We start from the raw sequence: 14944 nt of genomic DNA, 5'->3' as shown, positions 1-14944 counted from the left end.
TTTGATTATTTTGCATCAAATATCTTCAATTGATTTATGACAGAAATTACGAACTATATCACAAATGATTTCAGAGCGATTGATAGTCAGGAAACGATAGCCTCGATTCAGGACTTTTTTATCGATGTAAATTTTTCTCATTTCCCAATTTTAGAAGATGGGATTTTTATCGGAAGCATTTCTTCTGATGATGTTGAAACATTCGATTCAGATAAAAAGGCGATTGACTACAAATATACCTTAGAACGATTTTTTGCCAGAAAATCAATGATCTGGCTGGATGTTCTTGAAGTCTTCGCTAAAAATCATACTAATATTATTCCGGTTCTTGACGAAAATAACAGCTATATTGGCTATTATGAAATGGAAGATATTATGAAGTTTTTTCAGGAAACTCCATTTTTAAAAGAACAAGGAGGCATTATCATCGTTCAAAAAGGTCTTTTAGATTATTCGATGAGCGAAGTAACACAGATTGTAGAAAGCAATAACGGTAAAATTTTAGGCTGTTTTATTTCTGAAGCTGATGTAGAGAATGTTCAGATTACGGTAAAAATAGGGTTGGGCGCCATGAATGAAATTATTCAGACTTATAGAAGATATGGTTATGAAATTATTTCAGAACACCAGGAAGACACCTATATTAACAGCCTGAAAGAACGCTCTGATTATTTAGACAAATACCTTAATATATAGTATTGTTTGTTGAATCGGTTAATTGTTTAATCGTTTTGACGAAGAAAATTAACGATTAAACAATTAAACAAAAAATCGATTAAACACCAGATGAAAATAGCCATTTACGGACAATATTATCAAAACAGCACCGAACCTATTATAAAAGACATTTTCTCGTTTTTTAGTTCCAATAATGTAGAAATGGTAATTGAAGAAAATTTCCTTAATATGCTTTATGAAAAGCAGCTTATAAAAAAGGAATACAAAACTTTTTCACCAAGTACTACGTTAGATAATAGTTTTGAATTGCTTATTAGTATTGGCGGTGATGGAACAATTTTAAGAGCAGCGGCTTTAGTACGCAATTCAGGAGTGCCTCTTTTGGGGATAAATGCAGGCCGACTTGGTTTTTTAGCTAAGGTTCAGAAAGAAAACATAGACAGCTTACTGCAGTTTGTTATTGATCAAAATTACACCACATCTGAAAGAACTTTACTGGGTATATCCTGCGAGCCTAAAAATGATGCTTTTGAAGAACTGAACTTTGCTATGAATGAGGTTACAGTAAGCAGAAAAGACACGACCTCGATGATAACCGTAGAAACATACCTGAACAACGAATATTTAAACTCATATTGGGCAGACGGCCTTATCATTTCTACGCCTACAGGCTCAACAGGATATTCATTAAGCTGTGGCGGCCCTATTTTAACGCCAGATGTAAAAAGCTTAGTAATTACGCCAATTGCACCACATAATTTAACCGCCAGACCGCTTGTTATTCCTGATGATACCGAAATTACATTACGTGTTACAGGAAGAGAAGATCAATATTTAGTTTCTTTGGATTCAAGAATTTCTTCGGTACAAAACGAATCCGTTCTTAAAATCAAAAAAACAGATTATAAAATTAAAATGGTTGAAATTCCGGGCGAAACTTTCTTAAAAACCTTAAGAAACAAATTGCTTTGGGGAGAAGACAAGAGAAATTAACCTCTTTTATTCTTATTCACTATACGATAATACCACATTTTCTCGTTCTGCATGTAGTGAATCATCATTAAATGTCTCAAAATCATAATGTAAATTGAAAAAAAAGCACATTTAACTAAAGGAACGTTGATTCGTATCGATAATTATTATATTTGCACGCAATTTTGAATTAAATGAAGAAAATTTTTAATTTATTGTTATGTTTTTTCCCTTTTATAACGCTAAATGCTCAAATAAACGAGCTGGGTGTTTTTATTGGCGGAAGCAACTTCGTTGGTGATGTTGGAAGTACAACTTATATCAACCCGAATAAAGTGGCTTTTGGTGTTTTGTATAAGTGGAATAAGAGTCCCAGACATTCTTATCGCTTTTCATATACACAATCTCAGGTTTCAGGAAACGATTTTGATTCTGACGAAACCGGGAGAAATAAAAGAGGATACCGCTTTAAAAACAATGTAAAAGAATTTTCTGCTGGTTTAGAATTTAATTTTTTCGATTTCAATCTGCACGATTACCATACAAAAGTTACTCCTTATATATATTCAGGTTTAAGCTTTTTTATTTATGACGGATTGTATCGCTTTAAAGCAAACCCAAACGACATACAAAGTGTGAATTCAAATTCATTTGCAATACCTATAATATTAGGTATAAAATCGAATATAACACCTCATTTTGTTGTAGGTGCTGAAGTTGGAGTGCGATATACTTTTACCGATAATATTGACGGAAGTAATCCTGACACCAGCAATACAAATATTTTAAAATTTGGAAATTTAAATAATAATGACTGGTATGTCTTTTCAGGTATTACTTTAACCTATACCTTTGGACAAAAACCTTGCTACTGCGCACAATAATAATGAATTTACTAGACTCTATAGATCAATCAAACTTACCAAAACATCTGGCCATTATTATGGACGGAAACGGGCGCTGGGCTAAACAACAAGGCTTTTTAAGAGCCTTTGGTCATGAAAACGGCACAAAATCTGTAAAAAAAACAATTACTACCTGCGCCAAACTTGGCATTGAGTACCTAACTCTATATGCTTTCTCTACAGAAAACTGGAACCGCCCTAAACTGGAAGTTGAAGCCTTGATGAAAATATTGATCAATTCTTTAAAAAAAGAGCTGGTTACCCTTCAGGAAAACAACATCAGGCTTAATGCAATTGGAAATCTTGAGAAATTGCCAAAAAGTGCTCAAAAAGAGCTTTTAGATGTTATTGAAAAAACAAAAAACAACACCCGCCTTACCCTAACTCTTGCCTTAAGCTACGGATCTAGGGAGGAATTGGTAAATGCCGTTAGAGTGATTAGTGATAAAGTTAAAAATAATATAATTTCAATAGACACTATTGACGATTCAATTATAAATGAGCATCTTTACACGCAAAATTTACCCGACGTAGATTTATTAATACGAACAAGTGGAGAACATAGAATAAGTAATTTCTTGCTTTGGCAGATTGCCTACGCAGAATTGTATTTTACTAATGTCTTGTGGCCAGACTTTAAAGATCAAGATTTATATGAGGCTATTATTAGTTATCAAAAAAGAGAACGTAGATTTGGAAAAACCAGTGAACAAATTAAATAATTTTTTAGTGTTACAAAAAAGAATACCACAAATAATCTGTACCCTTTTACTATTGGGTAGTTTTTCACAAGTTAAAGCTCAAGAAAGAGTTCCTTTTGATCAAGGAAAAAAATACATTCTGGCTAAAGTCTCTGTTGTTGGTAAAATAAGCTTCAATGAGCAAACCGTCGTAACCTTTTCGGGTTTGCAAAAAGGGCAGGAAATAACCGTTCCTGGCGAAGAAATTACTAGTGCAATTAAAAAATTAGGTAAACTTGGTCTTTTTGACGAGATTGCTTTCTATATTAATAAGGTAGAAAACGATAGTATTTATCTAGATTTAGATATTGTCGAACTCCCTAAACTAAACGAAGTTAAAATTACCGGTGTCAAGAAAAGTAAAGTCGAAGGACTTATTAAGGACAACAATTTAACCAAAAATAAAATTGTCAACGAAAACTTAATTACTACGACCAAAAACTACATCGAAAACAAATACAAAAAAGATGGTTTTTACAACACAAAAGTTGTTATTACCACTACTCCTGATACCACAGCAGGAAATCAGGTAAACATGCTTGTAAGAGTCGATAAAGGAGACAAAGTAAAAATCAGCAGTATTGATTTTACTGGAAACAAGCAGCTTACAGATACTAAATTGAGAGCAGCAATGAAAGATACGAAACAAAAAAATCTGCTTCGTGTTTTTAAAGCCTCTAAATTTATTCCTGAAAAATACAAAACTGACTTAGAAAAAGTTATTGCCTCTTACAAAGAAAAAGGATACCGTGATGCACGTATTATTTATGATTCTGTTACTTACAACAAGAAGAAAAATATGCTTGCCATTAAAATTGATGTTGAAGAAGGAAACAAATACTACTTCGGAAACATTAAATTCTTAGGAAATACAGTATATTCTGATCAGCAGCTGAACCGTTATTTAGGTATCAAAAAAGGAGAAGTTTATAATGGTGTAATGTTAGAAAAAAGAATCGCTGACAACTCAAAACCTGACGGTGAAGACATCACAAACTTATACCAAAACAATGGTTATTTATTCTCTAAAATTAATGCTGTAGAGGTAAAAACCGTAAATGATACTATTGACTTCGAAATTAGAATTACAGAAGGACCAATCGCGTACTTCAATAAAATATATGTTACCGGGAATGACAAAACAAATGACCACGTAATTTACCGTGAGTTAAGAACTAAACCAGGAAACAAATACAGTAAAGAAGAATTAGTTAGAACAATTCGTGAAATTGGTCAATTAGGATTCTTTGACCCTGAAGCTATCAAACCTGAATTTAGAAATGTTGACCCGGCTGCAGGAACAGTTGATATCGAATACCAATTAGTAGAAAAAGGATCAAGCCAGGTTGAACTTCAAGGAGGTTACGGCGGCGGCGGTTTCATCGGAACTTTAGGTTTATCATTTAACAACTTCTCTGCAAGAAAATTATTTGATAAAGATGCATACAAACCACTTCCTATGGGGGATGGTCAAAAAGTAGCACTTCGTTTACAAGGAAGTACTTATTTCCAAACTTACAGCTTATCGTTCTCGGAGCCTTGGTTTGGAGGAAAAAAACCAGTACAATTTAGCTCTTCAATCTCGTATAGCAAACAATTTAACAACAATTATCTTACCAGAACTGTTGATAGAAGCCAAAGTTTTAATATTTTTACAGTGCAGGTTGGTTTAGCAAAACGTCTTACTGTGCCAGATGATTATTTTGTATTATCACAATCGGTAAGTTACCAGCACTATGATTTGAATAATTATTTCACAGGTTTATTCACCTTTGGTAACGGAGCGTCAAGAAACTTAGCATATACAATTGGTCTTTCAAGAAGTAATAAAGGAGTTAACCCAATCTTCCCTACTTACGGTTCTGAGTTCAGTATTTCTGCAAAAGTTACACCTCCTTATTCATTATTCAACGGAATTAATTACGGTGATTTACAAAACCAGAAAGAATATAAAACACAATACACAGGTTCGACTACAGCAACTGGTATAGATGGACAGGCTATTAATCCTGGAGATTATACAAAAGCAGAAACAGTTAATGGTCAAACAGGAACGGTAAGTGTGGGATCTGATTATAAGAGTGCAGATACAGATGTAGCAAAAGTCGATCAAAAGAAATACAACTGGTTAGAATACTATAAAGTAAAATTTAAAGCAGACTGGTATACCAAAATTTATGGTAAATTAGTTCTTAGAACCTTAACAGAATTTGGTTTCTTAGGTGCTTATGATCAATCTAGAGGTGTAGTGCCGTTTGAGCGTTTCTACTTAGGAGGAGATGGAATGGCGCAGTATTCTATGGATGGTAGAGAAACAATACAGTTAAGAGGGTATCCTAACAACTCGTTGACACCAATTATTGAAGATAAAACAAGTCCAAGATACGGACAGCAGACTGGAGCTACGATTTATAACAAATTCTCAATGGAGTTACGTTATCCAATCACATTAAAATCATCTGCTTCTATTTATGCTTTGACGTTCCTGGAAGCGGGATCATCATATGATGGATTTAAAAATTATAATCCGTTTGACTTGAATCGTTCAGCAGGAGCTGGTTTACGTGTATTCATGCCGGCATTTGGATTATTAGGAATTGATTTCGGTTATGGTTTCGATGCATTACCTGGATCTGTTACAAATAAAGCCAATGGTTGGGAGACTCACTTTATCATTGGACAACAATTTTAGAAATAATACGTTTGGTTAAAAATCAGCAAATAAAGTAATGTTATGAGAAAACAATTTTTATTTATATTTTTAGCCTTGATTGTAGCTAATACAAGTCAGGCGCAAGGCAAGACAACTAGAATTGGTTACATTGATATGGAATATATTCTGGAAAATGTTTCTGATTATAAAGAAGCAAAATCACAGTTAGAGCTTAAGGCTCAAAAGTGGAAACAAGAAATAGAAACCAAAAAATTAAACATCAATTCGCTAAAGGAAAGCCTTAAAACAGAAAAGGCCTTACTTACCAAAGAGTTAATTGATGAAAGAGAAACAGAAATAAAGTTTCAGGAAACTGAAATGCTGGATTATCAGCAAAAGCAATTTGGAGCTGACGGTAATTTAATGAGACAAAAAGCTGCTCTGGCAAAGCCAATTCAGGATCAGGTTTTTACAGCAGTTCAAGATATTGCCGAAGCTAAAAATTATGATTTTATATTTGATAAATCATCAGATTTGACCATGCTTTTCAGCAATAAAAGATTCGATATAAGCGATCAGGTGATCCGTATTTTGAATAGAACTGATAAAAGAGAACAATTGACTAAAAAGCAATTGAAAGATCAGGAAGCCAAAGAAAATCGTGAAAACGAAATTGATGAAAATCCTGCAATGGCAGATCGTCAAAAAGTATTAGACGAAAGAAAAGCGGCTAGGGAAAAACTTATTGAAGACAGAAGACTCGAGCAGGAAGCTAAGAAGAAAGAATACGACGATAGACGAAAAGCTATTCAGGCTGAAAGAGAAGCCAAAAAAAATGGCACGGTTTCTGAAACTGCTAAACCAGCAGAGGCAGCAAAATCAACAGAGGCTGGTAAAACAACTGAAACAGCAAAACCGGCAGGAACAACTGAAACAACAGAACCTGCAGTAAATAAAGCCGAAGAAAGACAAAAGCTTTATGAACAACGTAAAAAAGAATTAGAAGAAAGAAGGAAAAAAATACTCGAAGAGCGAGAAGCGGCTAAAAAAGCAAAAGAAGCCGAAACACAAAAAACAAATACGACCAATAATTAATTAATATTTTAAAAATGATGAAACAAATCAAAACTTTACTAATTGCTGCAATACTAATTTTAGGAGCAAGTAACACAATGAACGCACAGGCTAAGGTTGCCCATGTTGATGTTAGCGAGATTATGTCGAAGATGCCTGCTATGCTTGATGCTCAAAATCAACTGCAAAAATTAAGTGGGACATATGATGCTGAATACAAAAAAATGGTTGACGAATACCAAACTAAAATCAAAAAGTACGAAGCTGAAGCTGCAACTGTAACTGAAGCTGTAAACGGAGATCGTTCTAAAGAAGTTCAAGACATGCAAAAAAGAATTGTTGACTATAGAGACAATGCACAAAAAGAACTACAACAAAAAGAAACTGATATCGTAAAACCATTAATGGAAAAAGTAAGAGCTTCTATCCAAAAAATTGGAAAAGCTAAAGGTTACCAATACGTTTTAGATGGTTCTACTCTTTTATTAGCTGATGGTCCAAACATTACTGCTGATGTGAAAAAAGATTTAGGATTCTAAGAAAACGAATTCTGATAAAATAAAACGGCTCAAACTTTTTAAGTTTGAGCCGTTTTATTTTATGGTATTTCTCTTTAAAATGATCGTTTATTAAATTCAAAAAAAAGGAGCCTGATATCAGACTCCTTTTCTTCAATACACAAAGTATATTAAGTTCTTGGCGGGCATTTAGTTCCTGATGGAAAACATTCCCAAATAGGTTTTCTTTCTTCAAACCCAACGATACAGGCAATACCATAGCACTCTGGTGCATTTCCCCCATTAATTTTTTTAAGCTCTTCTTTAGTCAGCTTTTCAGATGACAATTTTTCGATAATTTTCATAGTATATTGTTTTTTGGATGAAGTATAAATATAGTATTTTATTTACAATAAAATGTCTTTTTATTAAAAAAAAAACAAATTGCAGAGAAAGTAAAAAATATTAATTTTGTAGTATGACAAACAATAATCCTATAGGCGTTTTCGACTCTGGAATTGGAGGAACCTCCATTTGGAGTGCCATTCACGATTTACTTCCAAACGAAAAAACAATTTATTTAGCTGACAGCAAAAATGCGCCTTATGGTCAAAAAACAAAAGAGGAAATTGTTGCATTAAGCAGAAAAAATGTTGATTTTTTACTCGAAAATAATTGCAAGCTAATTGTAGTTGCCTGCAACACGGCAACAACAAATGCCATTAGAGAACTTCGTAATGAATACGATGTTCCGTTTATTGGTATAGAGCCCGCAATAAAACCTGCCGCTACTAATTCTAAAACGCAGGTTATTGGAATCCTGGCTACAAAAGGAACCCTTAACAGCGAACTGTTTAATAAAACAGCCGAGATGTTTCAGCATACTACAATTATCGAACAAGTTGGTCATGGCCTGGTTCAATTAATTGAAGATGGAAATTTATACTCTCCTGAAATGACGCAATTATTAGAATCGTATTTACAGCCAATGATTGATGCCAATATTGATTATCTGGTTTTAGGCTGCAGTCATTATCCGTACCTGATTCCGCAGATTAAAAAGATTCTTCCGGAACATATTCAAATTATAGATTCCGGAGAAGCAGTAGCAAGACAAACTCAAAACATCTTAAGAGAAAAAGTTGGTTTTTCAGACGTACAAAGCAGCGATCCGGTATTCTACGTAAATTCGAATCCCGCAGTTTTAAAATCGATTTTAGAGGATAAATATCCGGTAATCGAAAAAGATTTCTAAACCGTTATTCAAACTTTCGTTTCACAAACCAAATTCCGTCTAAAGACAAATTGATCGATATTTTATGATAATTTTCTTTAATTAAATTATTTGAAACAGTTCCTTTTTGTCCGTAAGAATACGAAATATTTAAGGCCGAAAAAGTGTTTTCAATTGGCAGGTTAACCCCAACAGAAACCGAAGCATTGTTAACCCTTTTTCCGTCTATTTCGAGATAGCCGGTATCAAAATTAGCTCCAGCAAAATACTGAATCCTATCCCAGTATTTCCTGAAATTCTTTTTTGGGTTGAAATAGGCAAAACCCAAAGCAAATCGGTCCTGATTTACAAAATCTCCATACAACTCAGATTGTTTGGTATCGTTCCATAAACTCTTTTCGTAATCTAAAGTAACATTTAGAACATTCTTAAAACGTTTGCTAACTCCTACTCCAATTTCAAGGGGCATATAATAATCGTCTATATCTGATCCCTTGTCTGATTCTATAGCAGTTACAACCCCGTCTTTTGTAGTTTCAACCGATTGCACTTTTGAGCTTTTAACCCGCGACGGCAGCTTGACAGTTCCTCCAATAGTAAAAGTAGAATCAATTACATATTGCCCTCCTGCTGTTGCGTGCACTCCATTATAATCATTTCTTTTATGAATCGTTGTTATTGAATTTAAAATCGTAAAAGTTCTGTCATCGACCGTATTTCCAAACAATAAAGCAGCCGAGACTCCTACGGTTAGTTTTTTACCAAATCGATAGCCATAAGAAAAATCAAAATTATTTAATCCACCGGAACCTTCGGCTGTTAAGCTATACGTTTCCTGACTATCCGAAATAGGGAGAATGAGATCAGAAATTTTGAATGTCGCACTCGAATAAGGACACAAAGCCACGCTGAAACCCGAATTTTTCGTAACAGGAAATGCAAAAGCAATATGCGAAAACTGAAAATTATTTCGTTTTTCAGTCAAAGTTTTATTCTCATAAGTTGTGGCTATCGCTTTTCCTCCCACATCGAGCATAAAATGATTTAAAGGCATAAATCCTAACGATGCCGGATTTAAATTATTAATAAAACTATCCGACGGCAATGCAATTCCGGAAGATCCCATTGAAGGAAGTGATCCAAAATCTGAATCGTACAAACTTCCTAATCCGTATAAGGAATAAGGAGAGCTTGAAATACTTTGAGAAAATGAAGTAAGCGACATTAAAATGAAGCAGCTAAAAAAAACTATTCTATTTTTCATTTAATAGGAGATGTAATAAATTTTGAGTTGAATTTTATTGTCCAAATGTTTTTGATCACCTAAAACAATTCTATTAACTGCTTTTGAAATACCCGGCAGCATTAAGATTAGAGAAGATCTGGAATCAGATGTTTTTAGCATTTCTTTTTGCAAAAAATTTCCAAGCGGAATTGTATATCCGATGTTTTCGTTGAACTCGTCACTCTTTTTATTTAAAATCCCGTAAACGGCAGAACCTGCAGAGTTCAGCAATGGACTGCTGAGTCGGTTTAAATTGTCAGCCACATAGACCCTTAAGGAATCGGCCAGGGGATATTTCTCAGAATAAGAATTATTGACTGGTTTTAAGAGCAGCTGCGCATCGACAATAGCACCATTATCTGAAATATATTTAAGCTGTTTTATGTTCGGAAAATCAATTCGACAGGCGACTCCCGTTCCAGATTGTATAAAACCCTGTTTATTGGTTAACGAACTCGAAAGTTTACTGCTGGAAACAGGTAAATTTTGAATTAAAGTTCCCGTTTTATCCGAAGAAATAGAATTAAACTGCTTTGCAATATCTAAAACCGAAAAATCAATATAATACGAATCCTCTTTATCTGATTTGTATTTAGAATAATACAACCTGATTTTACTTGTTGAAGTATGAAAACCAATAACGCTCGAAGAATTTGAAGTCGAAGGCACGAGTACAAGTCCTTTTAGATACTCTGTAAAACTGTCAAAATCTGTAACCTCCCTGCTTTTTATTTTTTGGAAAATCCCTTCACCAAACGCAGTACTCATTTTAATATTAATAGAATCTTTTTCTAGTGGACGTGGTTTGTATGAAATTGTTCCCAAACTTTCATCGCTGTAACTTAAAGTTGAACTATTGTAAAAACTGGAATCATCAGTATTTGGTTTTACTTTTTGAGTTAAACGATGAATATCAAATTTTTGCACCTGAGTCGTATCTCCGTAATAGTAATTATCATACTTAAGGATCATGGAAATCGAGTCGAAAACAAGATTTGCCGTCTCAGTATCTGATCCACTATTGTTTAAAGCATAAGAAGTTCCTGATAATTGAAAATAACTATTTGACTTTACTTTCCCAAAAACAGGATCATCATAATTTCCTATCAAAATGCGGCTCTGGCTTGATGTTAACAGCGAATCAATGTTTATGGTAGACATGTCGACCGTTACCGTATCAACAAGTATCACTTTATTGTTTACTGCCAAATAATCAGACCCCACAACAAACTTTCCGGCATCGGTATCAGTACCGCATGAAAATATAGTAAAAACAAAAAACAACAATAATATAAACTTGCGCATAACCTATTTTTTGAGCAAATATAAATTGAGCTCTTCTGCACGTCACTATAACATATACAGGCTAGTGTTTTTACCCTATAAAAGGCACGAAACTATCTATAATAGACCTACAGCACTAAATATCTCGTTCGCCCTTAAAAACGACGATTTAGTCTATCAAAAAGAGTCATACATATATCTTCTTTTTTTTAAACCCTTCCCCAACCTACTTTTGAACCAATAAATAAGTAATGAAAATAAGGTTTATAATTTGTTCGGCTTTTTTAGTATCGTCTTTCAGCATGAAAGCTCAGGAAAAGTTTTCGGTAAACATGAATTTAAAAACAGAACCAACGGATAAAAGTGATTTTAACGAAACTGGCATTGGAGTCTTTTTCAGCAAAATAATAAACCCAAAAACCAGTATCGCAAATACTGTATCGTTTTCTAATTTGAATGTAAATTATGAACCGGGAAGTGCCGGAACATTTGAGAGTTTAAATGAGCTGCGTCAGATTAAGGATAAATTCGAAATATCAAAAGACATTTCGAAGTCGACAACGCTACATTTTTCGCTAACGCCAACGGCAGGTTTTCAGCACAATTTAGATTTTTCTGATTTCTCGCTTTTAGGAAGTTTTGAAATCAGTCAGAAACTAAATTCAAAAGCCATTCTCAGCATTGGAGCTGCGAGAACAACTGTTTTTGGAAATATGAAGTTTATGCCTACAGCCTCATTCAATTATACTGTCAATAACAGTACTAATGTATTGATTGGTTTTCCGGATTCAAAAATTTCGTATTCAAATAACATCCGAAATAAATTCAGCCTGAACAACAATTTCAACGGGAACTTTTACAATTTAGATACTCAGAATAACACAAATAATACAGCCGCAAAGGCAGTTCTTTCGCAAATGACAACATCATTTGAATATGAACGAAATGTCGAAAAAAACTGGTTTTTAAATTTTAAGGCCGGATATGATTTTGACAAAAAATACAAACTAACCGACAGCAGAGATCATGCTGTTTATGATTTTAATACAGGCAGCGGTTACGTTTTGGGAATTGGGATCAAATACAAACAATAAATAAATTTAATAGATTATGAATAATTTAAAAAAAGGAATATTATTCGCAACACTGTTTTCCAGCCTTTTTTTTGTAAGCTGCAGTAATGACGATGACGACGATGATTTGGTAGGGAACTGGATTAAAAAGTCTGCTTTTGACGGTCCTGCCAGATCCAGTGCCACAAGTTTTGTAATTGGTGATTATGCGTATGTTGCAACCGGTTATACAGGAGATGTTTATTTGAAAGATTTATGGGCTTATAACTCAAATGGGGATTATTGGGAACAAAAAGCAGATTTTACAGGAGTAGGAAGAAGTTCTGCATCGAGTTTTACATTAAACGAAAAAGGCTATGTTGGTCTTGGGTATGATGGAACTAATAAACTAAAAGATTTTTATCAATATGATCCTTCAAATAACAGCTGGACGCAAAAAGCAGACTTTGGAGGTACAGGACGTTATGGAGCTGTAGGTTTTCAGGCAGGTGGAAAAGCGTATTTTGGAACTGGTTATGACGGAAATTATCTAAAAGATTTCTATCAATACAATGATCAGGCAAACACCTGGACACTTGTAAACGGTTTTAGCGGCAACAAAAGACGTAATGCGACTGTTTTTGTTATTTCGGATAAAGCTTATCTGGTAACCGGAGTGAACAATGGGTCTTATCAGGAAGATTTTTGGGAATTTGATCCGGCAACCGATGTCTGGACAAGAAAAAGAGATATCGATAAAGATACTGATGACGACTATTCGTATAATGATGAATATGCCATTACACGATCTAATGCTTCTAGTTTTGCAATGAACGGATTGGGATATGTTGTAGGCGGTGAAAACATCAAAACAGTTTGGGAGTATACTCCGTCAACAGATCTTTGGGTAGAGAGAACTGCTATGGAAGGTGCAACCAGAACTGACGCTGTTGGCTTCTCCATTAACAATCGCGGTTTTTATATGTTAGGAAGAGTGGGCTCGTCTTACTTTGATGATGCCTGGGAATTTAGACCTCAAGATGAGCAAAGCGACGATGACAATTAACAAACACAAATTCTTCTGGAGTAAAATCCAGAAGAATTTATTGATTTTGTTTTTTGCTTTACAAATCGTTTCCTGTGCAAAAAAGGAAAATTTCAAAACAGAATCTTTTAAAACAAGTTCAGGCTGGGGATATTCGATTTCGTATAAAGAAAAAATTATAATCAAACAATCGATTATTCCGGTTATAAATGACACCAAAAGTTTTTCGACAGAAGAAGAGGCTTTAAAAACAGCTGGTCTGGTTGTAGAAAAACTCAAACAGAACTTATCTCCAACGGTAACCAAAAATGAATTAATTTTATTAAAAATAAAATTATAAATGACACTAGATACCATTAAAAATACAAATTCAAATAAAATATTGTTTCACTTTATGATTTGGGTTTTCTTCATTCTGACTTCGCTAATCCAATTTTATGAAAGTCCATTTAGAATCAACAATGATTTCTATGTACAATGGGCAACTGGAATTATCTTGTTCTATCTGAATTATTTTTATTTGGTTCCTGCTCTTCTGCTTCAAAAAAAGTATTGGAAGTATTTTCTTTTCATTTTTGTCATCATCGCCGTTTTCATGATTATCAGAATTAATTATTTTATTCCTGAATTTAAACATGTAAGACCAAGGATGATACCGCCCGAAGATCTTAAATTAATCTATAAAGGACGAAGAACAACAGCAATAATGGCCACAAGACAGCCCTTATTTTTTAAAATCGGACCTTCATTCTTTTATATTTTAATTATCACAATAAGCGCAGTAATTAGAACATTAACAGAGTTCTATAATAACCAGCAAAACAAATTAATAGCCGAAACACACCGAACAAATACAGAATTGATCTATCTGAGAAAGCAGACTAATCCGCATTTTTTATTCAATTCCCTAAACAGTATTTATTCTCTGGCGCATAAGAAATCTGATTTGGTCCCTGATGCCATCGTAACATTGTCTGAATTAATGCGATATATGTTGTATGAAACAGATAATAAAACGGTGGCTTTAGAAAAAGAAATCAATTACATTCAGAATTATATCGATTTACAAAAACTCCGTCTTAACAATATCGAAGACATCGTTATTAATGTTCACGGCGATACCAGAAACAAATTTATTGAACCTTTGTTATTAATTTCTTTTGTTGAGAATGCTTTTAAATACGGTACCGATTACAAGGGCGCGGCACACGTAAAAATTAAGATTTTTATTTCAGAAAACAATCTTGATTTCTGGATTGAAAACACAATTGAAAACTATATAAAAGACCCTGAAAATTCGGGAATTGGATTAGTAAATATTCAAAACCGACTGGATTTGCTTTATCCGAATGCACATGAACTAACTATTAATCAGGATGATCAATTTTATCGAGTGCATTTAAACCTGAAATTAGATGAGATTCAAACTGCAGTAAATTAAACAATACATTAATGAACCTAAAAATATTCGAAATAGTATTTTATGATAATTTTAAAACTTAATTTACTGGTTTAAAACTACTTT

15 protein-coding genes are annotated in these 14944 nt (G+C 33.7%); 12 read left to right on the top strand and 3 right to left on the bottom strand.

Features of this window, described 5'->3' with window-relative positions:
- The first annotated feature begins 36 nt into the window (after positions 1-36).
- The 7 genes from BKM63_RS09475 to BKM63_RS09445 all read left to right on the top strand — a co-directional run bounded on the left by BKM63_RS09475 (position 37) and on the right by BKM63_RS09445 (position 7561).
- Positions 37-696, top strand: a complete 660-nt coding sequence (locus tag BKM63_RS09475) for a CBS domain-containing protein (protein WP_071636375.1) — start codon at positions 37-39, stop codon at positions 694-696.
- A 90-nt stretch (positions 697-786) separates the two neighbouring features.
- Positions 787-1671: an NAD kinase gene (locus BKM63_RS09470; protein ID WP_071636374.1), complete on the top strand. Its 885-nt coding sequence runs from the start codon at positions 787-789 to the stop codon at positions 1669-1671.
- Positions 1672-1844: 173 nt separating this feature from the next.
- The gene (locus BKM63_RS09465; protein ID WP_071636373.1) at positions 1845-2534 is read left to right on the top strand and encodes a DUF6089 family protein; all 690 of its coding nucleotides are present in this window, start codon (positions 1845-1847) and stop codon (positions 2532-2534) included.
- A gap of 2 nt (positions 2535-2536) precedes the next feature.
- Complete coding sequence (locus BKM63_RS09460; protein WP_071636372.1) at positions 2537-3277, top strand: isoprenyl transferase; 741 nt, start codon at positions 2537-2539, stop codon at positions 3275-3277.
- The gene (locus BKM63_RS09455) at positions 3210-5987 is read left to right on the top strand and encodes a BamA/OMP85 family outer membrane protein (RefSeq protein ID WP_071636371.1); all 2778 of its coding nucleotides are present in this window, start codon (positions 3210-3212) and stop codon (positions 5985-5987) included. The genes BKM63_RS09460 and BKM63_RS09455 overlap by 68 nt, the downstream gene beginning before the upstream one ends.
- 42 nt (positions 5988-6029) lie before the next feature.
- Positions 6030-7043, top strand: coding sequence for an OmpH family outer membrane protein (locus BKM63_RS09450; protein ID WP_071636370.1), 1014 nt, complete (start codon positions 6030-6032; stop codon positions 7041-7043).
- A gap of 14 nt (positions 7044-7057) precedes the next feature.
- Positions 7058-7561 (top strand): OmpH family outer membrane protein, encoded by a 504-nt coding sequence (locus BKM63_RS09445; protein WP_207539250.1) that lies wholly within the window; start codon positions 7058-7060, stop codon positions 7559-7561.
- Between the two features lie 149 nt (positions 7562-7710).
- Here BKM63_RS09445 and BKM63_RS23505 read toward each other — a convergent pair whose 3' ends face one another.
- The gene (locus tag BKM63_RS23505; RefSeq protein WP_123907061.1) at positions 7711-7884 is read right to left on the bottom strand and encodes a class IIb bacteriocin, lactobin A/cerein 7B family; all 174 of its coding nucleotides are present in this window, start codon (positions 7882-7884) and stop codon (positions 7711-7713) included.
- Positions 7885-7997: 113 nt separating this feature from the next.
- On the opposite strand from BKM63_RS23505, the gene murI reads away from it, so the two are divergent.
- Positions 7998-8774, top strand: coding sequence for a glutamate racemase (murI, locus tag BKM63_RS09440; RefSeq protein WP_071636369.1), 777 nt, complete (start codon positions 7998-8000; stop codon positions 8772-8774).
- Between the two features lie 4 nt (positions 8775-8778).
- Here murI and BKM63_RS09435 read toward each other — a convergent pair whose 3' ends face one another.
- Entirely contained in the window at positions 8779-10017 is a 1239-nt protein-coding gene (locus tag BKM63_RS09435) for an aromatic hydrocarbon degradation protein (protein ID WP_071636368.1), read from the bottom strand.
- Positions 10018-11343 carry a DUF4270 family protein gene (locus BKM63_RS09430; protein ID WP_071636367.1) on the bottom strand — a complete coding sequence of 442 codons (1326 nt, stop codon included), beginning with the start codon at positions 11341-11343 and terminating at the stop codon, positions 10018-10020. It abuts the gene before it with no gap.
- 230 nt (positions 11344-11573) lie between these two features.
- Here BKM63_RS09430 and BKM63_RS09425 point away from each other — a divergent pair, with 230 nt between their 5' ends.
- From BKM63_RS09425 to BKM63_RS09410, 4 genes are read left to right on the top strand one after another with little or no spacing between them, the layout of a single operon-like run.
- Positions 11574-12416 (top strand): DUF6268 family outer membrane beta-barrel protein, encoded by an 843-nt coding sequence (locus tag BKM63_RS09425; RefSeq protein ID WP_071636366.1) that lies wholly within the window; start codon positions 11574-11576, stop codon positions 12414-12416.
- A 16-nt stretch (positions 12417-12432) separates the two neighbouring features.
- On the top strand, positions 12433-13440 hold the full coding sequence (locus BKM63_RS09420) for a Kelch repeat-containing protein (RefSeq protein ID WP_071636365.1): 1008 nt from the start codon (positions 12433-12435) through the stop codon (positions 13438-13440).
- On the top strand, positions 13430-13759 hold the full coding sequence (locus tag BKM63_RS09415; protein ID WP_071636364.1) for a DUF4907 domain-containing protein: 330 nt from the start codon (positions 13430-13432) through the stop codon (positions 13757-13759). Before BKM63_RS09420 ends, BKM63_RS09415 begins: the two co-directional genes overlap by 11 nt.
- Positions 13760-14860 carry a sensor histidine kinase gene (locus BKM63_RS09410; RefSeq protein WP_071636363.1) on the top strand — a complete coding sequence of 367 codons (1101 nt, stop codon included), beginning with the start codon at positions 13760-13762 and terminating at the stop codon, positions 14858-14860.
- Positions 14861-14944: the final 84 nt, after the last annotated feature.

Origin of the sequence: Flavobacterium johnsoniae (assembly GCF_001879205.1) — a bacterium.
GTDB classification, from domain to species: domain Bacteria; phylum Bacteroidota; class Bacteroidia; order Flavobacteriales; family Flavobacteriaceae; genus Flavobacterium; species Flavobacterium johnsoniae_A.
The sequence above is the reverse complement of the archived record's forward strand: the minus strand, read 5'-3'. Positions and strand labels throughout refer to the sequence as shown.